Source organism: Arthrobacter sp. B2060, from assembly GCF_059090445.1.
Genome location: NZ_JBNHFR010000003.1, coordinates 382,762 through 408,520, shown reverse-complemented (window position 1 = coordinate 408,520; position 25,759 = coordinate 382,762). Strand labels below are relative to the sequence as shown.

Sequence of the window (25,759 nt, the reverse complement as noted above, 5' to 3'; positions counted from 1 at the left end):
TTTTAGTGGCCGAGTCTGGGAAAACGCCGAAAGCGCACCCAGGGCCGGCGCTGGGGCGCCGGGAAAAATGTGCGGGCGGTCTAGAACCCGAGCTTAACGAGCTGCTTGGGGTCGCGCTGCCAGTCCTTGGCCACCTTGACATGGAGATCGAGGTAGATGCGCGTACCGAGCAGGGCTTCTATGCCTTTGCGTGCGTTGGTGCCGACTTCCCTCAGCCGGCTTCCGCCCTTGCCGATGATGATGGCCTTCTGCGAGGGACGTTCCACGTAGAGGTTCACACGGACATCGAGAAGCTGGTTGTCCTCGCTCCGCCCCTCCCGGGGGACGATCTCGTCAACCACCACCGCGAGGGAGTGCGGAAGCTCGTCCCGGACCCCTTCGAGGGCTGCCTCGCGGATTAGTTCGGCCACCATGACCGCTTCCGGTTCATCCGTCAGCTCGCCGTCCGGATAGAGGGGAGGCGACGGCGGCATATGGCTGATCAGCACATCGGCCACCGTGCCCACCTGGAACCCGTCCGTGGCCGACACCGGGACGATGTCCTTCCAGCCTTCCTCGCCGAAGACTTCCCGGCCCAGGGCCGCGACGGCGAGCAGCTGTTCGGTCAGCGCCTGCCGGTCGACGAGGTCGGCTTTCGTGACGATGGCGATGACCGGCTTGCGGCCCACCGCGGCGAGCTGCGCGGCGATGAATTTGTCACCGGGGCCGATTTTCTCGTTGGCCGGAAGGCAGAAACCAATGGCGTCCACCTCGGCAAGTGTGTCCGCGACCAGGTCATTAAGGCGCTTTCCGAGCAGGGTGCGCGGCCGGTGGAGGCCGGGCGTGTCAACCAGGATCAGCTGGGCGTCCTCCCGGTGGACGATGCCCCGGATGGTGTGCCGGGTCGTCTGCGGCTTGGCGGACGTGATGGCGACCTTCTTGCCCACCAGGGCGTTGGTCAGCGTTGATTTCCCGGCATTCGGCCGGCCCACCAGGACCGAGAACCCGGCGTGGTAACCGCCAAAGGGCTCGCCGCCGTCGGCCTTATTCTGCTTGCTCACGTGGAACTCCCTGTCGCATTTGTTCGGCCTCGTCGAGAAAGTCTTCAAGGTCAGTATCGGCTGGAACGGCGCCTTTTGGAACGGCGGCCGCAATGATGTGGCTGACGCGGTTTCGGCGGCCTTCCAGCCGCTCCGCCCGGAGTGAGACACCCTCGACTTCCACGGTGCTGCCCACGATCGGCACGCGGCCCAGCGCCTTGGCCAGCAGGCCGCCCACGGTGTCCACTTCGTCGTCGTCGAGTTCGAGGTCGAAGAGTTCGCCGAGGTCATCGATGCTCATGCGCGCGCTGACGCGGTACGTCCCGTCCCCAAGGTCCACCACTTCGGCGCTTTCGGTGTCGTATTCGTCCACGATCTCACCGACGAGCTCTTCGATCAGGTCTTCAAGAGTGACGAGCCCGGCCGTTCCGCCGTACTCGTCGATGACGATCGCGACGTGCGTTGACTCTTTTTGCAGCTCCCGCAGCAGGTCGCTGACAGACTTGGAATCGGGGACATACCGGACATCCCGCGCCAGCTCTTCCACCAGCGGGGGTTCTTCATCCGGCGCCAGGCCATGGAGGACAGCGGCCACATCCTTGAGGTAGACGATCCCCAGGATCTGGTCCGTGTTTTCCCCGATGACCGGAATCCTTGAGTACCCGGACCGGAGGAAGAGCGACATGGCCCGGTGCAGGCTGGAGCCGGCGTCGATGCTCAGGATGTCCGTGCGGGGAACCATGACGGAACGGACCAGGGTGTCGCCGAAGTCGAAGACGGACTGGATGAGTTCGGCTTCGTTGTCCTCGATCATGTCCGATTCGGTGGCCCTGTCCACGAGCTCCCGAAATTCTTCCTCGCTGAAGAATGCGTCGTCTCCCCCGGGCGAGCCGGGTGTCACGGCGCTGCCGAGCCTGACCAGCCAGCCCGGAATGGGTCCGAGGATCCAGGCAAGGAACCTGATCAGGGACGCCGAGAACAGCACCACGCCGGGTGCATGCGAGCGGCCCAGCTGCCGCGGGGACACGCCCACGATGACAAAGCCCAGGAAGGCCATGATGCCTGTTGCAGCGAGGCCGGCAAGCCACACATTGTCCAGCAGGCTGTAGAAGAGCACCGCCACAGCAACCGCGGACGCGGTCTCGAACCAGATGCGCCAGAACCTTAGCGCACGCATGTGCGTCATGGGCTGGTCCAGGATCCGGCGGAGCGCGGTCCCGCGGCTCTTCAGGAGCGCCTGCTCGGCATCATGCCGCGGGAGGAAGCTGAATGCCGCCTCGGCGGCCGTCAGCAGCGCTGCGGCACCAAGGAATACCAGCGCCATGCAGACGAGGAGCAGTGATGTCACTGGATGGTCTCGGAGGGGGCTTCTTTGCCGGTGAACTCTGCCAGCAGCTCACGCTGCAGGCCGAACATTTCTGCTTTTTCTTCCGGCTCCGCGTGGTCGTAGCCCAGCAGATGCAGAATGCCGTGAGTTGTCAGCAGCAGCATCTCGTCCTGCGTGGAGTGGCCGGCGTTGCGTGCCTGGACCTCAGCCACTTGCGGGCAGATGGCGATGTCGCCCAGCATCCCCTGCGGCGTGGGCTTGTCCGGGGTGCCCGGCGTGAGCTCGTCCATGGGGACGGAGAGCACGTCGGTGGAGCCGGGTTCATCCATCAGCTCGATGTGGAGTTTTTCCATGGCGGGCTCATCCACGAGCAGGATTGACAGCTCGGCCTGGGGGTGGATGTACAGCTGCTCGAAGATGAACCGGGAAAGCGCCACCAGCTGGGCCTCGTCCACCTGGACGCCCGATTCGTTGTTCACTTCGATGCTCATGCGTGCTCTCCCCGTTTCTCCCGGGGAACGGAATGCTTAACCCGGTTTCGCTGTGCTTCGTCCCAGATACCGTAGGCGTTGACGATGTCGCCGACCAGCCGGTGGCGCACCACGTCCGCAGCGTCCAGAACGGAGAAATTGACGTCGTCGATGCCCTGGAGGATTTCTTCGACGATCCGCAGGCCCGAGCGTGTTCCGAACGGCAGGTCCACCTGGGTGACGTCGCCGGTGACAACCATCTTCGAGCCAAAGCCCAAACGGGTCAGGAACATCTTCATCTGCTCGGGCGTGGTGTTCTGTGCCTCGTCCAGGATGATGAAGGCGTCATTGAGTGTGCGGCCCCTCATGTAGGCCAGCGGCGCCACCTCGATGGTGCCGGCAGCCATGAGCCGTGGAATGGATTCGGGGTCGATCATGTCATGCAGGGCGTCGTAGAGCGGCCTGAGATAGGGATCGATCTTGTCGCTAAGTGTGCCAGGGAGGAACCCGAGCCGCTCCCCTGCTTCCACGGCGGGACGCGTAAGGATGATCCGGCTGACTTCCTTTTGCTGCAGTGCCTGCACGGCCTTGGCCATCGCGAGGTACGTCTTGCCGGTTCCGGCCGGGCCGATTCCAAAGATCACCGTGTTCGCGTCGATCGCGTCCACATAGTTCTTCTGGTTCAGCGTCTTGGGGCGGATTGTCTTGCCGCGGCTGGAAAGGATGTCGTGCGTCAGGACGTCCACCGGGTTCTGCAGCGACTGGCTGCGCAGCAACAGCACCAGTTGCTGAAGGACGGCGGGCGTAATGACGGTGCCGCGCGCCACTAGGCCCCGCACTTCGTGCAGGAGCCGCATGATGCGGGGGACGTCGGCAGATGGCCCGCTGATGGAGAGCTCATTGCCTCTGACGTGGAAGCTGACGGACGGAAACTGGTCCTCGATGAAGCGGAGGGCTTCGTCATGGCTGCCGAGGGACTGCACCATCTGATCAGAGTTGTCGAAGATGACCACCTCCGTTCGGATACCGGGCAAAGTATGCGGGAATTCTCCCGCGGTGCGGTCCCCGGTGTTGAGGCGGCGCTTTCCGTTTGCTGATTCAGTCATGGTGCCGGCCCGCAGGCCTCTGGTTCCCTCCAGTGTGAAATTACCCTTCAAAGTCCTTCTATCTTACGCCAGCATGCGGCCGCGCTCACCGTCAGGCCGGGCCGTCACGGCCGGCTTTTGATGACGGGTTCCCGCCATTAGATATCAACTTTGTATCGGCCTCATATCGTTCCCGTTGCAGTTCAGGCCCCGGCGCGCGTTGGCGCCCGGCGCCCCGGAGCCTTGTGTAATGCTGGAAATACAGAGAGCGGGCACCGGTTACGCATGCCCGCCGCCGTGGGAAAGACCCGCTGCCTGCCGCTTCGCGGCGGGCGGTCCACCGCATTTCCGAAGGGAGCATTGACATCAGGCAGCCAGGATTGTCCGGCCAGAAAGCAGCCGCGCGGATCCGTTCCGCGCTGGCGCTTGGGCTGCTGCCTGCCGCTTTGCTCCTGACCGGTTGCATCGCGGATCCCGATCCCGCGGCCACCACGTCGGATGTTCCGACCCAGGCGCGGCGTTCAGCCGGAGTCGACAGCGCTCCGACCACCAGCGCTCCGCTGGAAACGATGCAGTCCTCCAACAAGGCCCCCGTGTACTGGATCGGGCGGAGCAACACGGACGTCTACCTCTACCGCGAGTTCCGGGACGTGCCGGGCGAGGACAACCCGATCACGAAGGCGCTCCGCGCCATGATGTCCGAGACTCCCCTGGACCCGGACTTCTTCACGCCCTGGCAGAACCCCAAGAACCTTGCCACGTCCATCTCCGGCACGAACGTGATTACCGTAGATGTCTCGGCCGACGCGTTCAACAGCAACCTTGATGCGGAGATGGCGCAGCGCGCCATTCAGCAGCTCGTGTACACGGCGACGGCCGCCGGAGCGAGCTCGGGCCTGATCGACGCCGCCCAGCCGATTGAGGTGACGATCCTGGTGGACGGGCACACCGACTACCAGGCGTTCAAGCACGTCAGGCTGGGCGCACCCATGGCGCGCAGTGCGGGGATGGTCGCCCCGGTATGGATCATTGACCCCCAGGAAGGCATTGAAGTTGCCGACGGACGGGTGAAGATCAACGGCCGCAGCACGGATCCCGGCGGCAAGCTGCGCTGGCGGATCCTGAAAGTCCAGGAGAACGGCGACAAGGAGAAGTACCTGGACGGCGAGGCCACCGCCGCAGCAGAGGCAGACGCCTCTGGTATCTTCAGCCTGGCCGTGAAGCTAAGCCCGGGCAACTACGAAATCCGCGTCTGGCAGATCGAGCCCGGCAGCACCGAGGACGAACCGAACGTGGACACCCGGGGCTTCTCAGTCCGCTAGCAGCGGCTACCAGCGCCCCAGCACATCACTGGCCACGACAACGGCAGCGGGCCCGGCGGTGGAGGACCGCAGCACGTGCGGGCCCAAGAGCGCTGTCACGGCGCCGGCGCTGCACAGTTTGGTGACCTCCCGCGGGCTAATGCCCCCTTCCGGCCCCACAACCAGAAGGATCTCCCGGGGTGCCTCCGCGGACGGGTTTGCCTCGTGCCATGCCTCCAGGACCCCGCGGAGGGGCTTGACGGCGTCTTCGTGGAGGATCACCGCCAGGGCGGCGCCCGCCACCTGTGCCGCGAGTCCCTGGGTATCGACGGCGGGACGCACCTCGGGGATCCACGCCCGCCGTGCCTGCTTGGCCGCTGCGGAGACTGCAGACTGCCATTTGGCATGGGCTTTGGCGGCGCGCTCGCCTTTCCAGCGCACAATTGACCGTTCCGACTGCCAGGGGATGACTGCATCGATGCCGAGCTCGGTGGCCGTCTCAATAGCCAGTTCGTCCCGGTCGCCCTTGGCAAGAGCCTGGACGAGGACCAGGCGCACGCCTGGCCGGTCCTCTACGGAGACGGACGAGCATCTCACGGTCAGTTCGGCGGGAGCTGTCTGCTCCACAGTTCCGGTCAGGCGCCGGCCCGCGCCGTCGGCAATATCGACCCGCTCCCCCACAGCCAGCCGCTTGACCGTCACCGCATGGCGCGCCTCGGGTCCGTCCAGCACAAAAACCGAACCAGGTTGGGTGTTGTCCAGGGTTCCGGCGGCGGTGAAAAATACGGCGTTGCTCACCGCTACAGGTTACCGAGGCGGTCCCGGAGCTTCGCGAAGACACCGCCGCTCGCCGCGAGCTTGCCCTCGGAGAACTGTTCACCGCGGAGCTTCGCGAGCTGGCGCAGCAGGTCTTCCTGCGCCGGATCGAGCTTGGCGGGCGTCTCGACCTGCAGGTGGACCTTGAGGTCGCCGCGGCCATAGCCGCGCAGGTGGGTGACGCCGAGCCCGCGGAGGGTGATGACTTCGCCCGACTGCGTGCCCGCCTTGACGTCGATCTCCTGCTTGCCGTCGAAAGTGTCCAGGCTTAGCTCGGTACCCAGGGCCGCAGCGGTCATGGGGATGTTCAGCGTTGCGTGGAGGTCGTCGCCGTCGCGGACATACGTGGGGTCGTTGTTGACCCGGATTTCGACGTAGAGGTCCCCGGACGGGCCGCCGGCCGGGCCGGCCTCGCCCTGCCCGGACAGCTGGATCCGGGTGCCCGTGGCCACACCGGCGGGAACCTTGATGGTCAGTGACCGGCGGCTGCGGATGCGGCCCTGGCCGCTGCACTCGTTGCAGGGGTCCTTGATGACCGTCCCGAAGCCTTCACAGGATCCGCACGGCGCTGAAGTCATGACCTGGCCAAGGATGGAACGCACGGCGCGCTGGACCTGGCCGCTGCCGCCGCAGATGTCGCAGCGTTCCGGATGCGTGCCTTCGCGGCAGCAGGAGCCGTCACAGGTGGGGCAGACGACGGCGGTATCGACCTCGAGCTTCTTGTTGGCGCCAAAGACGGCGTCGCGCAGGTCGATCCGGACGCTGATGAGGGCGTCCTGTCCCCGACGGACCCGCGAAGCCGGACCTGCGGTTCCGCCGGCCCCGAAGAAGGTGTCGAATATGTCCTGGAAGGCGAAGCCCTGCCCGGCGTAGCTGCCGCCGCCGAAGCCGTTGTCCGTGCCGTTCTCGTTGCCCGTGGTGTCATACACCCTGCGCTTCTGCGGATCGGACAGCACTTCGTAGGCATGGGTGACGGCCTTGAACCGGTCCGACGCTTCAGGTCCCGGGTTCACATCCGGGTGCAGGGTGCGGGCCAGCTTGCGGTAGGCCTTTTTGATCTCTTCTCCGGTGGCTTCCGGGGAGACTCCAAGAACGTCGTAGTGGCTGCTCAAAGTTCGTATCTCTTCCTGGTTATGGTGCCTGGGTATCGGATTCGTCGGGCCGAGCGATTACGGGCCGAGAATCCTCGAAAGGTAGCGGGCCACCGCGCGGACGGCGGCCATGGTGGTGGGATAGTCCATGCGGGTGGGCCCAAGGATGCCGATCTTGGCGGTGGCGTCCGGTCCATAGCCGGTGGCCACCACCGACGCCTCGGCGAGTCCGTCGTAAGGGTTCTCCCGGCCGATGCTCACGGCCACGCCACGGGGGTCCTGCGCCATCTCGCTGAGGAGCCGCAGCATGACCACCTGCTCCTCCAGGGCCTCGAGGACGGGTCCGATGCTGAGCGGGAAGTCCACGTTGGACCGTGCCAGGTTCGCGGTGCCGGCCATGACCATGCGGTCTTCCCTGCTGCTGTGCGAGAGTGCCTCGAGGGCCTTGCTCAGGGCGGCGGCAGCGGGACGTTCGGCCGGAGCGCAGCCGGCCACCACGGCGGCCAGGTACTGGGGCAGCATGGTCAGCGCGGTGCCTGCGACTCCCGAGAGGAACCTGGTCCGCAAAGCCGTCAGAGTGTCGTCGCTGAGTTCCTGCCCGACGTCGACGACGCGCTGCTCGACCTTGCCCGAATCGGCGATCAGCACAATGAGGACCTTGCGCGGCGCCAGCTGGACGAATTCAATGTGGCGCACCACGGCGCGGCTCAGGTGCGGGTACTGCACGACGGCCACCTGGTTGGTCAGCTGTGCCAGGAGCCTTACCGTGCGGTCCAGGACGTCGTCGAGATCGTCGGCCCCCTCCAGCAGCGACTGGATGGCGCGGCGCTCAGCCGGGGACAGGGGCTTGACCGCCGAAATCTGGTCCACGAACAGCCGGTACCCCTTGTCGGTGGGTATCCTCCCGGCGCTCGTGTGCGGTGCGGTGATGAGCCCCTCGTCCTCGAGCGCGGCCATATCGTTGCGGATGGTGGCGCTGGAAACGCCCAAATGATGGCGCTCGACGAGCGCCTTGGAGCCCACAGGCTCGCGGGAATGGACGTAGTCCTCCACAATGGCGCGCAGCACCTCGAGCTTGCGTGGTTCGCTCACTATCCACCTCCGATCAACCGTTTTCCGGGCAAGGCCATGCAGCGCCCGGCGACGCATGGTTAGCACTCGACATCCCTAAGTGCTAACAAGTCTAATATGAGACGGCCGGTTGTTAGCATTGGTACCGCTCCGGGCGAAATTCCGGACCCGTGTCCGCCCGGAGGCTGATTCCAGGCCGGGGCGGCAGCCTCCTAGCGCAAAGCGGTGTTTAACGATGCAGTATCAGACCTGGGGTCCGCAGGAGATCGCGGCGCCGGCCAAGAAAGATTTGCCGGAAGTGCCGGTGGAGCGCGGCATGGTCCTGGAGGACGTGCAGTCCGGCTGGGTCGGCGCCGTGACGCGGGTGGAGAAGTCCGGTGGCATGCATGTGGTGGCCCTGGAGGACCGCCGCGGCAAGTCACGTTCCTTCAGACTCGGCTTTGGGTTCCTGCTGGAAGGCCAGCCCATTCGGCTGATGCCGCCGGCGGCCAAGCGGCCAGGTTCCGCCCTAGCCGGTCGCACGGCGTCGGGCTCCGTCCGGGTTGAGGGCCAGCGCGCCCAGGTGGCCAAGGCCAGCCGGATCTGGGTCGAAGGCAAGCACGACGCTGAACTCGTGGAGAAGGTCTGGGGCGACGACCTCCGGGTGGAGGGAATCGTCGTCGAGCCCCTTCACGGCATTGACGACCTGGCCGGGGCGGTCGCCGCCTTCCGCCCAGGTCCGGGCCGGAGGCTCGGCGTCCTCGTGGACCATCTTGTCCCGGATTCCAAGGAGTCCCGCATTGCCGAGGCGGTCATGGCCTCGCCCGGCGCCGCCGGCAACGTGCTCATCGTCGGCCACCCGTACGTGGACGTCTGGCAGGCCATCCGGCCCTCTGTCCTGGGGATCGCGCAGTGGCCTGTCGTGCCAAGAGGCACCGACTGGAAGACCGGGATCCTCGCCGCCTTCGGCTGGCCGCACGCCACGAAGGAGGACATCGGCCTGGGCTGGCAGAAACTCCTGGGGGCGGTGCAGACCTATGCCGATCTCGAACCTGCCCTGCTGGGACGGGTGGAGGAGGTCATCGACTTCCTCACCGCGCCTGAGAGTACCGTGGCTTAGACATACCTGTGCCTTAGAAATACCCGGGCCTTAGCGATACAGTGCCGAGATGAAATCCAACGACTTGCTGCTGGACGCCTTCGGCCGGATCCATGAGGCTGTGGCCGCCGTTTTGGAAGGATCCGACGGCGAATCCCTGATCCGCCGGCCGGCAGGCAGCGGAAACTCGATTGCATGGCTGATCTGGCATCTCAGCCGGATAGAGGACTCGCAGGTCGCCTCCGCCGCGGGACTGGATCAGGTGTGGACCTCGCAGGGGTTTGCCGGCCGCTTCAATCTGAAGCTGCCCGACCGCGACACTGGCTACGGTCATTCGACCGACCAGGTCGACGCGGTACACGGCACGCCGGAGCTGTTGCTCGCATACTACGATGCCGTTCACCAGCAGACCGTCGAGTTCCTGAAAACCCTCGGCGACGATGACCTCGACCGCATCGTCGACTATCACTGGGACCCGCCCGTCACGCTCGGGGTGCGGCTGGTCAGCACCATTGCCGACTGCCTCCAGCATGTGGGGCAGGCTGCGTATGCCAAAGGCTTGAACCCTGGGCACGCTTAAAGGACGGGCACGCTTAAGGGACGCGCACGCTTAAGGAAGCAGGTGCATGCGGCGCGTCGTTCATTTTGCGCCTGACCCAGTATTCTTGGAGGGGCGCCTTTCGCGCCGCCGCCATCCGGCGCAACCGGCGGGCGGCGAACCACCGGCGCCAACGCATCAACGCAAGTTTAAGGAAGACAAACCGTGGCAGAAGACGCTCGTGACCGCAGGGACCATCAGTCCGGCCCTGACGTGCCCCAGTACCATGGCGTGCCGGCCAATGCACTTCCGCTGACTGCCAGCGAGGACCGGCAGTGGGCAACGCTGGCACACTTCGGCGGTATCCTCGGCTGCGTGCCGGCACTGCTGATCTACCTCATTTTCCGGGAGCGTGGACCGTTCACAGCCCAGGAATCCAAGGAAGCCCTCAACTTCACCCTGCCGCCCACCATCGCGGCGGTGCTCGCGAACCTTCTGGTGCTCCTCCCGGTGGTGGGAAATATTTTCGCTGTCATTGCCACCCTGATCTGGATTGCGCTGACGTGCTTCGCCGTGTCCGCGGGTATCCATGTCAACCGGGGCCAGCCGCACCGGTACCAGTACAACCTCCGCTGGATCAAGTAACCGCAAAGCGGCCCCAGACCTGTTTGGGTCTGGGGCCGCTTTTGTTTAAGCCGCTGCTGGTGCCTGCGGTTCAGTCCGGCAGGATTCTGCGGACCACGGCGTCGGCCAGCAGGCGGCCCTTAAGAGTCAGAACCAGCAGGCCGCGGAAAGCCTCCGCCGGCGACACGAGACCGTCGGCAATGAGCCCGGCCACAGCGTGCTTGCCCCCGTCCGACAGCGAGCTGACCGCCACCCCTGATGCCAGGCGGGTCTCAAGCATGATCCGCTCCACGCCGCGGGTCTCGGCGTCGAGTGTTTCGCGGCCGGCAGCCGGCGACACGCCGGAGCCGAGCCTACCCGCGTAGGCCGTGGGGTGCTTCACGTTCCACCAGCGGACTCCACCGACATGCGAGTGCGCGCCAGGTCCGATGCCCCACCAGTCGTCCCCGCGCCAGTAGGCCAGGTTGTGACGGCACGCCTGTTCGGCAGTGGCCGACCAGTTGCTGACCTCATACCAGCGGAGGCCGGCGTCGGAAATCATCTGGTCGGCGAGCTCGTATTTGTCGGCATGGTCGTCGTCGTCGATTCCGGGAACTTCGCCACGGCGGATCTGGGCGGCGAGCTTGGTGCCGTCCTCAACGATCAGCGCGTAGGCGCTGATATGGTCCGGCTTGTACGACAGTGCGGTCTCCAGGGAGAAGCGCCAGTCTTCGAGGGACTCCCCCGGCGTTCCGTAGATCAGGTCCAGGCTGACGGCGAGTCCGGCGTCGCGCGCCCACTGGACCACAAGCGGGACACGGCTTGGGGTGTGGGTGCGGTCCAGGACCTTCAGCACGTGGGGCACCGCGGACTGCATACCGAAGGAGACCCGCGTGAAGCCCGCATCTGCGAGCAGTTGCAGGGACTCCGGCGTGACTGAATCGGGGTTGGCCTCCGTGGTAACTTCGGCGTCCGGTTCAATCCCCCAGGTGTCGATGGCGGCGCCGAGGATTCTGGCCAGGTCCTCCGCCGGCAGGAGCGTTGGCGTGCCGCCGCCGAAGAACACGGTGCTCAGCTTGCGGGCAGGCAGGCCCGACTGCTCCAGGACCCGCGCGGCAAGGTCCACTTCCGAAATGGCGGTGGAAGCGTATGCGTCCTGGGAGGCGCCGCCCCCGAGCTCCGTGGCCGTGTAGGTGTTGAAGTCGCAATAGCCACAACGCACCGCGCAGAACGGGATGTGCACGTACAGCCCAAAGGCCCGCGCTGCCGCACCGTCCGCGGCCTGTTGGGGCAGCAGACCGTCCGACGGCGCGGGGTCGCCCAGGGGAAGAACGCTAGGCATGTGTGCGGCCTCCGGTGGTTCCGGCCACGGTCATCACTACTTCTTGGCCTTGTCCTTGGATTCGTCGGTGGTCAGTGCGGCGATGAAGGCCTCCTGGGGTACTTCCACGCGGCCCACCATCTTCATGCGCTTCTTGCCTTCCTTCTGCTTTTCCAGCAGTTTGCGCTTACGGGAGATGTCACCGCCGTAGCACTTGGCGAGAACGTCCTTGCGGATGGCGCGGATGGATTCACGGGCGATGATCCGGGATCCGATAGCCGCCTGAATCGGCACCTCGAACTGCTGGCGCGGGATCAGCTCGCGCAGCTTGCCGGTCATCATCACACCGTAGGCGTAGGCCTTGTCCTTGTGGGTGATCGCGCTGAAGGCGTCCACCTGTTCGCCCTGCAGCAGGATGTCCACCTTGACCAGGTCGGCGACCTGTTCGCCGTCGGCCTTCCAGTCCAGCGAGGCGTAGCCGCGCGTCTTGGACTTGAGTAGGTCGAAGAAGTCGAAGACAATTTCCGCCAGCGGCATCCAGTAACGCAACTCGACACGGTCTTCGGACAGGTAGTCCATGCCGCGCATGACGCCGCGGCGGCCCTGGCACAGCTCCATGATGGCGCCGACGAACTCGTTGGGCGCCAGGATGGTCGCAGCCACCATGGGCTCGCGGACTTCGTTGATCTTTCCGGAAGGGAACTCGCTGGGGTTCGTGACCGTAACCACGCTCTTGTCCTCGAGCGTTACCTCGTAGACCACGTTCGGGGCGGTGGAGATCAGGTCCAGGTTGAATTCGCGTTCCAAGCGCTCACGGACGATTTCGAGGTGCAGCAGGCCCAGGAATCCGACGCGGAAGCCGAAGCCCAGCGCTGCGGAGGTTTCCGGTTCGTAGATCAGAGCTGCATCATTCAGCTTGAGCTTGTCCAGCGCGTCACGCAGGACAGGGTAGTCGGTGCCATCCAGGGGGTAGAGGCCGGAGAACACCATGGGCTTGGGGTCCGCGTAGCCGCTCAGGGATTCCGAGGCCGGCTTGGCCAGATTGGTGACGGTGTCGCCCACCTTGGACTGGCGGACGTCCTTCACGCCGGTGATCAGGTAGCCCACTTCGCCGACGCCCAGGCCCTTGGACGGGGTGGGTTCAGGTGAGCTGACGCCGATCTCGAGGAGCTCATGGCTGGCCCGGGTGGACATCATCTGGATGCGTTCTCGGGGGTGGAGCATGCCGTCCACGACGCGCACGTACGTGACCACACCGCGGTAGGTGTCATAGACGGAGTCGAAGATCATGGCACGGGCGGGGGCATCCGGATCCCCTACGGGAGCAGGAAGGTCCCGGACAATCTTGTCCAGCAGCGCCTCCACGCCGACGCCGGTCTTGCCGGAGACAAGAAGCACGTCTTCAGGATCACCGCCGATCAGGCTGGCAAGTTCCGCGGCGTACTTCTCCGGCTGTGCCGCCGGAAGGTCGATCTTGTTCAGGACCGGGATGATGGTGAGGTCGTTCTCCATGGCCAGGTACAGGTTGGCCAGCGTCTGGGCTTCGATGCCCTGCGCTGCGTCCACCAGTAGCACTGCTCCTTCACAGGCGGCAAGGGAGCGCGACACCTCATACGTGAAGTCCACGTGTCCCGGGGTGTCGATCATGTTCAGCGCGTAGTTAACGCCGTCCAGTTCCCAGGGCATGCGCACTGCCTGGGACTTGATGGTGATGCCGCGCTCTCGCTCGATATCCATGCGGTCCAGATACTGGGCCTTCATGTCGCGGGACTGCACGACGCCGGTGAACTGCAGCATGCGGTCGGCCAAGGTGGATTTACCGTGGTCAATGTGCGCGATGATGCAGAAATTCCGAATGATGGCCGGATCTGTCGCGGCGGGCACCGGGGCGGTGCGGGCCATGGGAGACACGCAGGGTCCTTACTGTTGGCATTTCCGCGGCGTCATTCCGGGCCGAACTCGGGCCATCCTGCTGCTGCCGCATATCTGAACCTCTAGTCTCCCACGTTCGGGCGCGCCGCAGTACATTTTGGAACCACAGTGCATTCGTAGCCACAGTGCATTCGGAGCGCAGTACATGTCAGGAGTCCGGCATGCCGGAACGGCCCGGCCGGTATGGTTGGCCGCATGGCCCTGAACTTCCGCAGCATCGGCAACGCCGTCCGCGCATCGCTCCGCTTCCTCGCAGGTTCCCCGGACCCCACCCGGTCCGGCAGGGGCGGCGCAAAGAACGGTTCGGCCAAGGCGTCGCCTGCATCATCCGGAAAGTCGCCGCGGATGGCCGCGTCCCGCTCGGGCACGGCAGTCCTGTCAGGCCCCTATCCCGGCGACTTCCAGGGCACGACGACCCTGCGGTACTCGCCTTCACCGGACGGCCGGCCCGATCCCGGCGAGGTGGTGTGGACCTGGGTGCCTTATGAAGAGGACCATTCCCGCGGCAAGGACCGTCCGGTGCTGCTTGTCGGCAGCCAAGGGCAGTATCTGCTGGGCCTGATGCTGACCAGCAAGGACCACGACGGGCATCCCCGCGGGCGGCGCGACTACGTCGACATCGGCGCGGGGACGTGGGACCGGCAGGGGCGTCCCAGCGAAGCCAAGCTGGACCGGGTCCTCCAGATCCGCCACGCCGACATCAGGCGCGAAGGAGCCATCCTGGACCGCAGCCAGTTTTCCCTGGTGGCAGATGCGCTGAGGCAGCTGCGCGGGTGGAAATGAGGCGCCAGACGCGCCACACCCGTGCATATCGCGTCGACCGGGCGAATTCTGCTATTATTTACAGCTGTGTGTCCGTGCAGGTCGACGGCCACTGATGGTTGGCCGCCATAGGTATCCCCACGCCGCTCAGTCAATGGCCAGCCTGAAAGCCCTCTAGACCATTTCCGCATTAAAAAGAGAGTTCACACGTGGCAAATATCAAGTCCCAGAAGAAGCGCATCCTGACCAACGAAAAGGCTCGCCTGCGCAACAACGCAGTCAAGTCCGAGCTGAAGACTGCCATCCGAGCCGTCAACACCGCCGTTGAGTCCACTGACAAGGAAGCCGCTACTACTGCGCTCGTTACTGCCAGCCGTAAGCTGGACAAGGCTGTCAGCAAGGGTGTTCTTCACAAGAACAACGCTGCAAACCGCAAGTCGGCGATCTCCAAGAAGGTCAACGCACTCTAAGGTTTTCCAGTTCAACTGAACTGATGCTTGTGGCCGGCACCATTGGTGCCGGCCACATCTCTTTAAGGCCAATCAGTTTAAGCCGGCCCACTCTCCTCCAGCCGGCCGGAGGTCGGGGGCATGCACGAAACCCGTAGGGTGATGAGCGCCCGGCAGGCGTGCCTAGCGGCCGCGGGCTGCCGTGGCGATGACGGTGACCGCGTGTTCCACGGCATAGACAGGATCCCGGGACAGTCCTTTCACCTGCGCGTCGGCTTCGGCCGTGACCTGAATGGACCTGGCCAGGCCTTCCGGAGTCCACCGCCGGACATCTCGTTGCGCCTGTTCCACGAGCCACGGCTGCATGCCAAGCTGCCTGGCGATTTGCGCCGATGATCCTTGGGCGCCTGCCACCTTCGCCACTGTCCGCAGCTTCGCGGCCAGTGCCGCCACCAGCGGCACGGGGTCGGCTCCTGTGGCGAGGGCGTGTCGGAGGGTGGATAGAGCCAAGGGAGCGTTGCCGGCCATTGCGGCGTCGGCCACTTTGAATGCCGTGGCCTCGACCCTCCCCCCGTAGTAGCGGTCAACCATGTCTGCGTCCACTGCCGTGGAGGCATCGGCAATCAGCTGGCTGCAGGCCGCCGCAAGCTCCGACAGGCTGGCGCCGACGGCGTTCACCAGCGACTGCACGGCATCCGGCTCGATGCGCCGCGACGCTGCCTTGAATTCGGACACCACGAAGGCGGTCTTTTCGGCGTCCTTTTTCAGCGGCTGGCAATCGACAACCGGCCATCCCCCGGCCTTGACGGCATCCAAGAGCTTCTTGCCGCGCGCGCCGCCTCCATGCCGAAGAACCAGCACCGCATCCTGCTCGGGATGCTGCAAATAGCCAAGCGCGTCGGCCAGGAAGGCATCGTTCATGGATTCGAGGCCTTCGACCTCGATGAGCTTGCTCTCGCCAAACAGGGAGGGACTGACGTTCATCGCCAGCGTCCCTGCCTCATAGATCCCCGCGTTGAGCCGGGTGACCTCAACGTCCGGAGCAGCCGCCCGGACCTGCGAGCGGACGTGGTCCATTGCCCGGATGCCGAGGTATTCTTCCGGTCCCGTGATCAGCACCACGGCAGCCGGCGTCACGTCCCGCCAGCTGGCAGTGTTCGTCGCCGTCGTCCTGGATCGTTGGGTCTGGGCAGCGGCCACTCTAGGTTCCTCCCGGGATACACATTGCTGCCTCTAAGCCTGCCATGGCGCACCCGCTGCACCAAGCCGCCCACGGCACGGAGGAGCGGGTGAACCCGGTCCACTGCGGACGTTACGGGAAGGGTGCGTGAATCGTCATGATCACCTGCTTACGCAGTTAAGACCCCTGAATCCCACCACGCGAGGAGAACGACCATGGCCGCTAAGTTCGAACTGTATCTGGACGCGGATGATTGCTTCAGGTTCCGACTCGTCGCATTGGACGGTACCGTCATGCTCACGTCGGAGGCATTCGCACATGAGGATGCCGCAATCGCGGGTATCTGGACTGTGCGAGAAGCCGCAGCCGCTGGGAGAGTCGTCGACCTCACGGGGTCGGACGCCACTGCCTGACGCCGCGACGCGGCCCTCTGCCAGTCCGTCACGATCCGGCCCTTTGCTGGTTAGCCTTGCACGACCATTGTCGAGTTGACAGGCGTAAGGAAGGGACAAGAAATGGGTGTGCCGGGACAGCTTCGGGCGACAGCGGAAAATGAACAAACCCTGATTCGGGGACTGCCGTCACGATCGACCGGGACGCCTGCCCGGGATGCTGCCGCTCAGGCCCAGACGCCGGCCGTTGACGCTGGGATCCTCCATGATCCGGTCGAATTGTCCCGCCGTGTCAACAGGGTCTTCTCGACGGTTGAACCTGAGATGAGCAGGGAAGCGGGGCTGGCTGTCATCACAGGACTCCTGGCCGGGTCGGGGCACGTACCGACCGCTCAGTGGTGGAACAATCTTCTCGACGGCGTCCCCAACTCCGTCAGAAGGCCTGAAGTACTCGACACCCTTGCCAGATGGCTCGACGTCGACGCCAGGTACTTCACGCACACGGACCGTGAACGTGACGACCGCATCGAAGCCGAGCTGGATCTCTACCGTGCCCTCAGAGAAATCCACGCCCGGCTCATGGATGACGGGATCCAGGGCGGCAGGGAAATCACCGCCCGCCTGATCCAGGAACTTACGGCAATCCTCCACAAGCATTATCCGACCCCACGCAGATAGAAGCCCTGACAGGGAAACAGTCGCGGCGGGGGAATTCCCTCCCGCCGCGCAGTCGTGTGGGCAGTGTGGCCGTGCGAGGTGCGGCTGTGTGGGGACTGCGGCCGTGTTGGGAGTTCGGTGGTGCGGGACGCGCGCCATGTGGGGCATTCGGTGGTGTGGGACGGGGGGCCTCCGGCAAGAAACTCGAGCCTTCCGGATGCCGCCCGTCCCGTCCGCTTGCGGGTGTCTCACGTCCGCGTCGGGAATGTGCAGTCAGACGTCCTTTGGCTGGGGGGTGACCGCCGGACGCAGCATGGATAACTGATCGCCTGCACACTCCCTTAACTGTCCAGGCGGTGATTCCTGACGCGGGGACCGCCGCGGCTAAAGATGGACCTTGGCCCGAATTATCAGGTCACGATCCGCCCTGCTGCTCGTACGCGCTGCGCAGCCCGGCTCTGGCACGGATCAGCAACGCCGAGACCGCGTTGGGTTCGATGCCCAAAATCGGTGCTATGTCTCTCGGCTTCTGTCCCATGACCTCGGCATACCAGAGCACTTTCCGCCACCGCTCCGGCAAGGAACGCATCGCACAAGCGACGTGCTCATGTTCGAAGACAGACAGAACAGTCTCAAGCCCGTGGTCGTCAACAGGACCCGGATCCAAAGCCTCGTCCGGTGCTGGCTGCTCACGACCGCGCTTTGTCCAGAACGTCATCGCGACTGAACGGATTGCAGTGTTCAAGTATGGGCCAAACACATCTGTCGGTCCGTACCCGTTTCTGATGGCGCCGACAGCCTTCGCGAACCCGTCATGAAGCACGTCCTCGGACTCCTGGGCGCCGGACATCAGACCCCGGATGAACCGCAGCCCCGGCTCGCGATACCGTTCATACAGCACCGCCATGGATTCCGCGTCCCCGGACCGGACACCGTCAATCAAAGCCGATTCAGGAGTGAAAGCCGCCGGCATCGCAGAGGGCTCCGTCGCGGCGCTAGCCTCCGACACGTCCTGCTTGGCCCCGGATGGCTCGCTGGATGCTGCAGGGCATAGTTGCCCATCCCCCGGTGAAGCGTGCTCAAGTGTTTCCATGTGGTTGCCTGCCGTCGACGCTGAAAGTGAGGCCATACTCCTGTGCCTCACTCCATTCACCTCGGATAAGCCCGTTTCATGACGCCGTGGCCGATGATTCTTTGCCAAACGCTGGCAGGTGCTGACGGATCCGACGTGATCTGGCCGTGCCAGTGATTCTCTTACGGCCGCCAGGCGTCAGCTTTTCGCCTCCGGGCCGTTAATGGGGTAGTAAATCCGTATCGCCGAGCAGGTGCCTGTTCAGCGATGTCACTTGGGGGGGTCCACCATCAGCATTTCCAGCGGAATTTCGACCGGTCAGGATCCCACAAGCACCGCCCAAGGCGTACTTGCCCCCACACCGCCGGGTGTCCCCTTCTCGGCGCCAACGCCGGCCATGCCCGCGCCGGGTCTCGTGTCCTGCAGAAAGACCGGACCAGCCCGGACCGGTAGGATGAAGATCATCAGCATAGGCAGCAATCCGGGGGTGATCGGCATGCCTGAAGAACATGACCCGAGGATGACCGTATCGGTAGGCCAGCGGGAGTTCGAGGAACTGAACCGCGAATGGGCTGACTACGTTGCCGCGGCCGGCGGGGGCCCAGGTCCGGTTGACCCGGTTCTCACATTACGACGTACTGGCCGGATCCTACGGTCCCTGGACCGACTGCTGGCTTCAATGGACCGCGAGGATGGCACGACCGATCATCCCTCGGCGCCACCGCATGAATGACCAGCGTGAGTAGAGGCGGCTTCCGTAACACTGCAACTTGTTCATGTTTTTTATGACCAAAACTTATTGAACGCTGCACAAGGTGATTTTGTGAAGGCTAACAACTTTCGCATCCGCCAGGAATTCATCGTCCGCCCGGAGTCACCATGTTCACACTTTCCCCTCAGCCACCTGCCGCATCCACGTGCCAGGCGTGGTTGTGAAGGCCTCCTCCCGCACCATGATCCCCGGCGGATCTGCGGGCATGGAAGCCGATATGGCCGAGGCGGAGGCAACGGCCGAGGCCGAAGCCAGCCTTGTCAAGGATTGCCGGGAAGGCAGGGCAGGGGCAGTTCTTGAGCTGTACCGGATTCATTGGGAACCTGCCCTCGCGTATGCCCGGAGGCTGAGCAGGTCTATACATGACGCAGAGGATATCGCCGCGACGGCCTTCCTCAAATCGCTCTCGGCGATGCGACGCGGGAAGGGGCCAGTTGGCCCGGTCCGGCCCTATCTTCTCAGGGCTGTCCGTTCAGCGGCACTGGACCGTCATTCGTCCTCTGAACATCCATCAGAACGAATAACCGAACTGGCTGACGATCGGAACCCCGGGCTCGACCATACCGGCCAGCAGGAGCATGATTTCGTGGCGGAGGCCTTCGCGACACTGCCCATCCGTTGGCAGCGGGCTCTTTGGTATGTGGAAATTGAAGGACTGAAGCCGCGCGAAGCCGCCCCTCTTCTCGATATCACGCCCAACGCGCTCTCAGCCCTCCTGAGGCGTGCGCGGAACGGCCTTCGTGAAGCCTATCTAGTGGTGTATCTGCGCAACGCAGAAGAAAGCGGCTGCGAGTCCATGCTTCCGCTTCTGGCCGGCGCTGCACTGGAGCGCGCTACCGCGGCGAACCAGGCCAAGGTGGACAGTCACATCCGCACCTGCCGGAGATGCCGCCGGGCACTTCATGGATTGGGCGACGTCAGTTCTAAAATGCACGGCGTCCACCCCGGGCTTCTTCCAGCGGTGTTCTCGCCTGTGATGGCCGTCCGGATCCTCGAGCTCTTGTCTTCCCCCGCCCATTGCCCCTTGGCCCACATCGCGGAAACCTTCCATGAATCCGTTGACATTGTCCCTACTGTCCTCCAAGGGCTGAAGGCCCTCGGTGCAGCGGCGGCCGTTGTGATGCTCATGCTGCTGCCTGCAGCGCCAAACGCTGCAACGACGGAGCAGGAGTCCCATGGCCGGTTCCGTGATTGCTCCGCTTACGCAACATCCGTCGGTTGTAGACCACATTCAGCCTTCGGCCCGGTTTACCTCCAGTCACGGGCCGGAACGCGCGGGTCCCAGTAGGCAAGGCCTACCGGGACGGGTTATCGAGGAACTGGTTGCCGACGGGACAGTTGCCGCAGCACAGGTGAATCAGCCAGCGTAATCCAATGAAGACGGCTCACGCCGACGGACCTCCGTTTTGCCTTGGGCAACCCCGCACCCTTCGCAGAGAGCTACGGCCAGTTGCAACTGCCTCGCAGAGGCCGTGACGTCCTGCAGGGTTTCAACGAGCCAAGGCACCTCAACATGGGCCAGCTGCGACTGCGCCCAAATCCCCGCCACTGGCCCCAGGGGATCGATGGCCTGACGCCGGAGTTTGAGAATCCGCTCCAGCCGATCCTCGACGGAATCGACTGCCGCCTTCTCCCGGTATGACGAAAATCTGATGTCCGGTGTGGCCTGCGCGTTCATTTATTGTTCCTTCCGCAAGGAGTTGCCGTGACGCTTGAAGTCACACAGTGCTCTCAGTTCGCTATAGAACAAACGCCGTACCCAGCTCTTCGTGACGCGTGCCATGGGTGAAAGGCCAATGAAATGAGTCAGCTGGCAGGGTCTGACCGTGCGGCGTAGACGTTGGCTTGATCGCGCACCTGGACCACGTAGGAATCAGACTGGTTATAGGAGAACACGGCGTCGTTCCAACCTAGGGCGGTCGTTAGGTCACGGCCGCCCGCACAAAGATAAGAGGCGGCGCTGAAGGCGGCGTCGTCGATACTAAGGGGGTCGGCTTCTCCGTCGCCGTTCCCGTCCCGCCCGGACAACTGCCAGGTGGAGGGAATGAACTGCATTGGCCCGACGGCATGATCCCAAAGGGCGTCACCGTCCAGAGCGCCTGCGTCCGTGTCAGGAATGGCGGCGAATCCTTCGCCGTTGAGGCTGGGACCGATAATCGGCCGGCTCGCCTGGCCGGCGGTTGTCAAAGTTCCGCCGCCGTGACTTCCGTGGGCGGACTCGATGAAGCCGATGGCTGCCAGCGTATTCCAGCCGATCCGGCAGGTCGGGGCCTCGGCGTTGGCCATACCGGCTGCGGCCGCGTAGGCGAGGATGGCCCGGGCCGGGATGCCGGTCCGGGCCGCAGTCCGGTTGAGCCACTGGGCATCAATTGTGCTCTTGGTGATGTTCACCGCAGGGGTGCTGTCCGTCGAAGGCACCCCGAGTTTCGGCTCCGATTTGGGAGGCGGGGGCTGGACGCCGTGCCTCCCCCCGCCGGACACGTGGAGTGCCCAGAACGAGAACCCAGTGATGACGCAGACTGTGAAAAGGCAGAGGACTGCGAGCCGCTTCAGACGGAGCATGGACTACCACGCATCATGTGCGCCTGTGCGCGTCGTCATTGTCCTGTGCCACGTGGTTGATTCTCTTTCCGAGGTTTTGTTGTCTGACCGGAAAGCAACCTACACCACTCCACCGGCATTCCTGTCACGAGTTCATTTCGGCACGTCGTAATCGGGCGTGCTACCGGCTGCTCCACACGCACCAGCACGGGAATGCGTGAACTCCCATGCGCGTTAATTCAGGTGTCCGGCCGATCTGGAGTCGCTCGCCGGACGCGGACAGGAAGGGAATGAGCAAGACCATCGAATCAGTAGAAGACGACGCCGGCAACGTCATCACGTACCGCAGGCACGCCAACGGCGGCGGGCTTATCGGTCGAGGCGCGAAGGTGGATGACACTTCATTCATTAGTTCGACCACATATGTTGAGGCTCGCGCGTCCGTGGGCTCCGGTTGCCGCATCGGTGCGGGCAGCTGGATCGACCGCAGGGCACGCATCGGTAATGGTGTCGTCATTGGAGACGCTGTCTACGTGGGTGAAGGGGCAGCCGTCGGCAACAATGTTCACATCGGCAGCCACTCACGCATTGGAGCGCGCGCCCAGATCGACGACGGGGTCCGTCTCCACGGCGACAGCACCGTCAGGGAAGGCGGCCACATCGCAGCCGGCAGCACGCCGACGGCCGGATCTTCCATAACCGCTCTCACGCACCATAAGCGGCCGCACCGTAAGGAGCAGAGGCGGAAGGCGGCGTGACGTAGGCGCCCCCGTGACGTTGTCGACCCAAGGGCACCCCACTCCAGGGCATTCTGCGACTACCAGGGCTTTCTGCGATTACCCGGCTTGGCGTGCTCAATTGCCGATCATCGAAGCCGGAGGCTTGGGGAACGCCTTTGTCGGGTAGAGTCCGGCAACCTTGTTCATATATGTCGACCACTGCGGTCCGGCGAGCATGTAGCCGTCGATGCGGTCGTAGCGCTTTCCGTTGATGGTGAGGTTCCTGCCGGGCCGCTTCTGGCCCTCCATCGTGTCGCCAAAGAAGGACGCCGTGGCCAGCCCGGTGGTGTAGCCCACCACCCAGGTGGCGCCGTTGGTGTTGTTCGTGCCCGTCTTGGCCGCAATCGGTATCCCGCTCTTGATCTTGGGTTTGATGTGGACGCCGGACCCCTTCTTCATCACGTCCTGAAGCACCGAATTGACGCCACGGGCCACTTCCCGGTCCACGGTGACCTTGCAGCTTGGCTTCTGAGCGGGAAGGGCCCGCTTTGCGATATCGTTCACCCGTACAACGGCAATGGGCTCACAGTAGCGGCCGTCAGCGGCGAAGGTGGCGAAGGCATTGGCCATCTGGAGCGGCGCCACAGCCGTCCCTCCGAGGATATTGCCCAGCTGGTGCATGTTGACCTGGGAGCCGTCCAGGCCGCTGTGGATACCCACTGCATCGACCATTTTCTGGATTCCGCAGAAGTCCAGCTGGGCAGCTTCGGCAAAAGTCGCAGTGTTAATGGAGTTATACAGCCCGTAATCGGCGGGCATCCTTCGGTAGAACTCTCCCGAGTTGTTCTGCAGATCCTCAGAGGCATCGAGTCCCGCCCTGCGCTGCTGGCTGCTGTAGGCGCCGAGGACCTTCCCACAGGAGGAGCGCCACTTAAATCCGAGCGGGTACTCCCGCCGGGACGCGTCTACGACCTGCGTGATCTTCTTGCCCTCATTAAGCCATTGCGCGTAGGTGAACGGTTTCATGGTGGAACCCGGCTGGAAGCCGCCAGCGCCATTGAGGTCATTGCCATTGGCGTCCTTGGAATCCACATTGAAGTTCAGCTGCGTGTCGAACTTCCCCTTCCCCGGCAGGAACACCGTATTCTGCGCCATCGCGAGGATCTTGCCGGTACCGGGCTGGACAGTAACCAGTGCTGCGCCCCATTTGGTTGGATTCGCCCCGGCCGTTGCATCCACCTGGGCCTGGGCCGCGGCCTGCAGACGGCTGTCGAGGGTGGTGGTGATGGTCAGCCCCCCGCGGCGCAGCTTCTGCTCGCGCGCTTCAATGTTTGCCCCGTAGGCGGGGTTGTTCAGGATCAGCTGAGCGACATAGTCGCAGAAGTAGGGGGCCATCACAGCCCCGGCGCAGCCCTGTTTGGAGGGCCGGATTTTCAATCCCACGTCGGCGGCCACGGCGTCGTCGTGTTGTTTTTGCGTGATCTTGCCCTGTTCGAGCATGGCGCCCAGAACCTGATTGCGGCGCTGGATAGAGTTCTCCGGACTGGCCACCGGGTCATAGACGCTGGGGCTGTTGACGAGCCCGGCCAAGAGTGCGGCCTGTGGCAGATTGAGCTTGCTCGCAGGAACGCTGTAGTAGTACTGGGCGGCCGCTTCGATGCCATAGGCGTTGCGATTGAAGAAGACGATGTTGAGATAGCCTTCCAGGATCCTTTCCTTGGAGAATTTCTTTTCAAGCTCGATCGCCAACCGGATTTCACGCAGCTTGTCTCCGATGTTCTTTTGCCCGCTGAGGATCACTTGCTCTTCATGTCCGGCGGAGATCCTTGCTTCGTTGGCCACATTGGTTACGTACTGCTGGGTGATGGTGGATGCCCCCTGCCGCTCCCCTTCAGTGATGTTGGTGGTCAGGGCCCGGAGTACGCCCAGGGGATCGATCCCGCCGTGGTCGTAGAATCGGCTGTCCTCGATCGCCACGACCGCATCCTTGATGTACGGGGACATCTGTTGGAGCGGGATCCGCACACGGTTTTCCGCGTAGAAGGTGGCGATCGTCTTTCCGTCCGCCGTCAGCATTTTCGTGGTCTGTGCCGGCGGCTCGACCGCCAGTTCGCTCGGAAGGCTGTTGAAATAAGTGAGCGACCTGCTGGCGGCGGCGCCGGCGAGGGTGAGTTGGGGAACAAGGTAGGCTGCCACGAGGACGCCGCAGAGGCTGCTGAGGATGACGAATCCGAACATCCTCACCAGGAGCCTACGCATTGGCGATGACAGGCGCGTTCTTGCCATGATTCCAGCTCACATCCCGTCCGATGTGACAACAGAATACGCGCCCGGCCACCTCTGATCCAGACATCTGCGGGCGAACCTGAACGCTCTTTCTCTGCAAGCCTTGACCGCCCGCTCGGGAGTATTACTGGCCGGCGTCACGTCCCGCCAGGTGGCAGTGTTCGTCGCCGTCGTCCTGGATCGCTGGGTCTGGGCAGCGGCCAGTCCAGGTTCCTCCCGGGATACATTTTCTGCCCCTAAGGCAGCCATGAAGACAAACCCCACCGTCCGGGCCGGACTCGCCACCGACCAGACGAGCAGCACGTTCAGGACGGAAAACAGCACCATGGTGAACAGTCCGAAGGGGCCCTCTGGCCAGGGAGGGGCCGCACCTGGCAGCCCGGCCATGAACCTGGCCTATTTCCTTGGCTTAGAGTCGACGCTTTGTGCTTCCTGCTACACGCTATGGACACCCGGTGATGAGTCGTATTCTGATCGCATGTCCATCCTTGCGGAGGTCATCGGGGCCATAGTTCAGGCCGTCCTAGAGGCCGCCGGCGATCTCCTCATCCACCGTCGCTCGGAAGACCGTCAGGACGAAGACTCCGGGGAGTAGACCCGCAGCGCAGCAGTCTCTCTTTACCGGGATTGATGGATGGGAGTCCGCAGGGCGGCTCAGTGAATGGCCAGCCGTGGCGGTCGTTCTGCTGCGAACCCGCTATTGTTCTTGCCTGACGAGTTCGAGGACGTGGGCATAGTTTTTTGTTCAAGTGTGGGCTCCGGGGTAGCCAGGTGCCGTAGCGCGACTCGGACGACGTCGACGGAAGTGTTCCTGGTGATACGAACCCGGGGGTATCCCTCCTCGATTACTTCCCAGTGGGCGCCGGGAACAGTGTGCGTGAGGAGATCTCCGTAGAACATCCCGATAGGGCGGGCAAGCTTGGCCGGCAAACCATCATTGATGGCTTGATCAAGAGTGGCGAGACTTTCTGCTTTGCGTGGCAGTGTTTGACCTCGCTCTTGGAAATAGCTGAGGAGTTCGTCGTATCCGCCGACGTTAGATGGCGGGGGTACCACGGCATCCGAAGTGACTGGCTTATATTCTGCGTACCTTCTCGGCATTCCCGCTGGCAGTTTCTGCAGAGGTTCGTCAGGATCTCCGGGGATGCTCATGTGGTCATCCTAAGCACACCCGTTTCGCGTTGGTCGGATCCCCGGGAGCCGAACCCTATCCGGGCGGGTCGTCTGCGGTGAAAGAACAGGGTCCAGCAGGAACGTAACGATCGCCTCGGAACACG

General features: G+C 64.0%; 25 protein-coding genes. 10 read left to right on the top strand and 15 right to left on the bottom strand.

What is annotated here, in order from left to right; translation table 11 throughout:
- Positions 1-80: 80 nt before the first annotated feature.
- The 4 genes from era to AC5RUM_RS08680 are packed head-to-tail and all read right to left on the bottom strand — an operon-like array spanning position 81 to position 3,922.
- A complete protein-coding gene (gene era / locus AC5RUM_RS08695; RefSeq protein ID WP_494034545.1) occupies positions 81-1,040 on the bottom strand; it encodes a GTPase Era in 960 nt (319 codons plus the stop codon).
- Positions 1,024-2,367, bottom strand: a complete 1,344-nt coding sequence (locus AC5RUM_RS08690) for a hemolysin family protein (protein WP_494034544.1) — start codon at positions 2,365-2,367, stop codon at positions 1,024-1,026. Before AC5RUM_RS08690 ends, era begins: the two co-directional genes overlap by 17 nt.
- On the bottom strand, positions 2,364-2,837 hold the full coding sequence (ybeY, locus tag AC5RUM_RS08685; protein WP_400576190.1) for an rRNA maturation RNase YbeY: 474 nt from the start codon (positions 2,835-2,837) through the stop codon (positions 2,364-2,366). Before ybeY ends, AC5RUM_RS08690 begins: the two co-directional genes overlap by 4 nt.
- Entirely contained in the window at positions 2,834-3,922 is a 1,089-nt protein-coding gene (locus AC5RUM_RS08680; protein WP_205653879.1) for a PhoH family protein, read from the bottom strand. Before AC5RUM_RS08680 ends, ybeY begins: the two co-directional genes overlap by 4 nt.
- Before the next feature lie 359 nt (positions 3,923-4,281).
- Between AC5RUM_RS08680 and AC5RUM_RS08675 the strand changes: the two genes are divergently transcribed.
- A complete protein-coding gene (locus AC5RUM_RS08675) occupies positions 4,282-5,223 on the top strand; it encodes a GerMN domain-containing protein (protein WP_494034543.1) in 942 nt (313 codons plus the stop codon).
- Positions 5,224-5,229: 6 nt separating this feature from the next.
- On the opposite strand, the gene AC5RUM_RS08670 is transcribed toward AC5RUM_RS08675, so the two are convergent.
- Genes AC5RUM_RS08670 through hrcA form a run of 3 tightly spaced genes read right to left on the bottom strand, consistent with a single transcriptional unit; the run spans position 5,230 to position 8,201 of the window.
- Positions 5,230-6,000, bottom strand: a complete 771-nt coding sequence (locus AC5RUM_RS08670; protein ID WP_494034542.1) for a 16S rRNA (uracil(1498)-N(3))-methyltransferase — start codon at positions 5,998-6,000, stop codon at positions 5,230-5,232.
- A gap of 2 nt (positions 6,001-6,002) precedes the next feature.
- On the bottom strand, positions 6,003-7,130 hold the full coding sequence (gene dnaJ, locus AC5RUM_RS08665) for a molecular chaperone DnaJ (RefSeq protein WP_400576182.1): 1,128 nt from the start codon (positions 7,128-7,130) through the stop codon (positions 6,003-6,005).
- Positions 7,131-7,187: 57 nt separating this feature from the next.
- Complete coding sequence (gene hrcA / locus AC5RUM_RS08660) at positions 7,188-8,201, bottom strand: heat-inducible transcriptional repressor HrcA (protein WP_400576180.1); 1,014 nt, start codon at positions 8,199-8,201, stop codon at positions 7,188-7,190.
- Positions 8,202-8,415: 214 nt separating this feature from the next.
- Between hrcA and AC5RUM_RS08655 the strand changes: the two genes are divergently transcribed.
- The 3 genes from AC5RUM_RS08655 to AC5RUM_RS08645 all read left to right on the top strand — a co-directional run bounded on the left by AC5RUM_RS08655 (position 8,416) and on the right by AC5RUM_RS08645 (position 10,441).
- Positions 8,416-9,279 carry a DUF3097 domain-containing protein gene (locus AC5RUM_RS08655; protein WP_494034541.1) on the top strand — a complete coding sequence of 288 codons (864 nt, stop codon included), beginning with the start codon at positions 8,416-8,418 and terminating at the stop codon, positions 9,277-9,279.
- Positions 9,280-9,328: 49 nt separating this feature from the next.
- Positions 9,329-9,838: a mycothiol transferase gene (locus AC5RUM_RS08650; protein ID WP_494034540.1), complete on the top strand. Its 510-nt coding sequence runs from the start codon at positions 9,329-9,331 to the stop codon at positions 9,836-9,838.
- A gap of 183 nt (positions 9,839-10,021) precedes the next feature.
- Positions 10,022-10,441 carry a DUF4870 domain-containing protein gene (locus AC5RUM_RS08645; protein WP_400576174.1) on the top strand — a complete coding sequence of 140 codons (420 nt, stop codon included), beginning with the start codon at positions 10,022-10,024 and terminating at the stop codon, positions 10,439-10,441.
- A gap of 70 nt (positions 10,442-10,511) precedes the next feature.
- Here the strand turns inward: AC5RUM_RS08645 and hemW are convergent, their stop codons facing one another.
- Positions 10,512-11,741, bottom strand: a complete 1,230-nt coding sequence (gene hemW, locus AC5RUM_RS08640) for a radical SAM family heme chaperone HemW (RefSeq protein ID WP_494034539.1) — start codon at positions 11,739-11,741, stop codon at positions 10,512-10,514.
- Between the two features lie 36 nt (positions 11,742-11,777).
- Positions 11,778-13,631 (bottom strand): translation elongation factor 4, encoded by a 1,854-nt coding sequence (gene lepA, locus AC5RUM_RS08635; protein WP_494034538.1) that lies wholly within the window; start codon positions 13,629-13,631, stop codon positions 11,778-11,780.
- 216 nt (positions 13,632-13,847) lie between these two features.
- Between lepA and AC5RUM_RS08630 the strand changes: the two genes are divergently transcribed.
- Complete coding sequence (locus AC5RUM_RS08630; protein WP_494034537.1) at positions 13,848-14,435, top strand: type II toxin-antitoxin system PemK/MazF family toxin; 588 nt, start codon at positions 13,848-13,850, stop codon at positions 14,433-14,435.
- Positions 14,436-14,623: 188 nt separating this feature from the next.
- Positions 14,624-14,884, top strand: coding sequence for a 30S ribosomal protein S20 (rpsT, locus tag AC5RUM_RS08625; RefSeq protein ID WP_215050069.1), 261 nt, complete (start codon positions 14,624-14,626; stop codon positions 14,882-14,884).
- A 162-nt stretch (positions 14,885-15,046) separates the two neighbouring features.
- On the opposite strand, the gene holA is transcribed toward rpsT, so the two are convergent.
- A complete protein-coding gene (holA, locus tag AC5RUM_RS08620) occupies positions 15,047-16,063 on the bottom strand; it encodes a DNA polymerase III subunit delta (RefSeq protein WP_494034536.1) in 1,017 nt (338 codons plus the stop codon).
- A gap of 195 nt (positions 16,064-16,258) precedes the next feature.
- Between holA and AC5RUM_RS08615 the strand changes: the two genes are divergently transcribed.
- A complete protein-coding gene (locus AC5RUM_RS08615; protein ID WP_494034535.1) occupies positions 16,259-16,456 on the top strand; it encodes a YegP family protein in 198 nt (65 codons plus the stop codon).
- Between the two features lie 303 nt (positions 16,457-16,759).
- Positions 16,760-17,113, top strand: a complete 354-nt coding sequence (locus AC5RUM_RS08610) for a hypothetical protein (RefSeq protein WP_494034534.1) — start codon at positions 16,760-16,762, stop codon at positions 17,111-17,113.
- A 394-nt stretch (positions 17,114-17,507) separates the two neighbouring features.
- Here AC5RUM_RS08610 and AC5RUM_RS08605 read toward each other — a convergent pair whose 3' ends face one another.
- On the bottom strand, positions 17,508-17,999 hold the full coding sequence (locus AC5RUM_RS08605) for an RNA polymerase sigma factor (RefSeq protein WP_494034533.1): 492 nt from the start codon (positions 17,997-17,999) through the stop codon (positions 17,508-17,510).
- Positions 18,000-19,096: 1,097 nt separating this feature from the next.
- On the opposite strand from AC5RUM_RS08605, the gene AC5RUM_RS08600 reads away from it, so the two are divergent.
- Positions 19,097-20,224, top strand: a complete 1,128-nt coding sequence (locus AC5RUM_RS08600) for an RNA polymerase sigma factor (RefSeq protein ID WP_494034532.1) — start codon at positions 19,097-19,099, stop codon at positions 20,222-20,224.
- A 69-nt stretch (positions 20,225-20,293) separates the two neighbouring features.
- On the opposite strand, the gene AC5RUM_RS08595 is transcribed toward AC5RUM_RS08600, so the two are convergent.
- Positions 20,294-20,614, bottom strand: coding sequence for a hypothetical protein (locus AC5RUM_RS08595; RefSeq protein ID WP_494034531.1), 321 nt, complete (start codon positions 20,612-20,614; stop codon positions 20,294-20,296).
- A 128-nt stretch (positions 20,615-20,742) separates the two neighbouring features.
- Positions 20,743-21,354, bottom strand: a complete 612-nt coding sequence (locus AC5RUM_RS08590) for a lytic transglycosylase domain-containing protein (RefSeq protein WP_494034530.1) — start codon at positions 21,352-21,354, stop codon at positions 20,743-20,745.
- Positions 21,355-21,767: 413 nt separating this feature from the next.
- Here AC5RUM_RS08590 and AC5RUM_RS08585 point away from each other — a divergent pair, with 413 nt between their 5' ends.
- Complete coding sequence (locus AC5RUM_RS08585; protein ID WP_494034529.1) at positions 21,768-22,235, top strand: transferase; 468 nt, start codon at positions 21,768-21,770, stop codon at positions 22,233-22,235.
- Positions 22,236-22,331: 96 nt separating this feature from the next.
- Here the strand turns inward: AC5RUM_RS08585 and AC5RUM_RS08580 are convergent, their stop codons facing one another.
- Both AC5RUM_RS08580 and AC5RUM_RS08575 read right to left on the bottom strand, forming a co-directional pair.
- Positions 22,332-24,482, bottom strand: a complete 2,151-nt coding sequence (locus AC5RUM_RS08580; protein WP_494034528.1) for a transglycosylase domain-containing protein — start codon at positions 24,480-24,482, stop codon at positions 22,332-22,334.
- Positions 24,483-25,136: 654 nt separating this feature from the next.
- Complete coding sequence (locus tag AC5RUM_RS08575) at positions 25,137-25,583, bottom strand: DUF6278 family protein (RefSeq protein ID WP_494034575.1); 447 nt, start codon at positions 25,581-25,583, stop codon at positions 25,137-25,139.
- Positions 25,584-25,759: the final 176 nt, after the last annotated feature.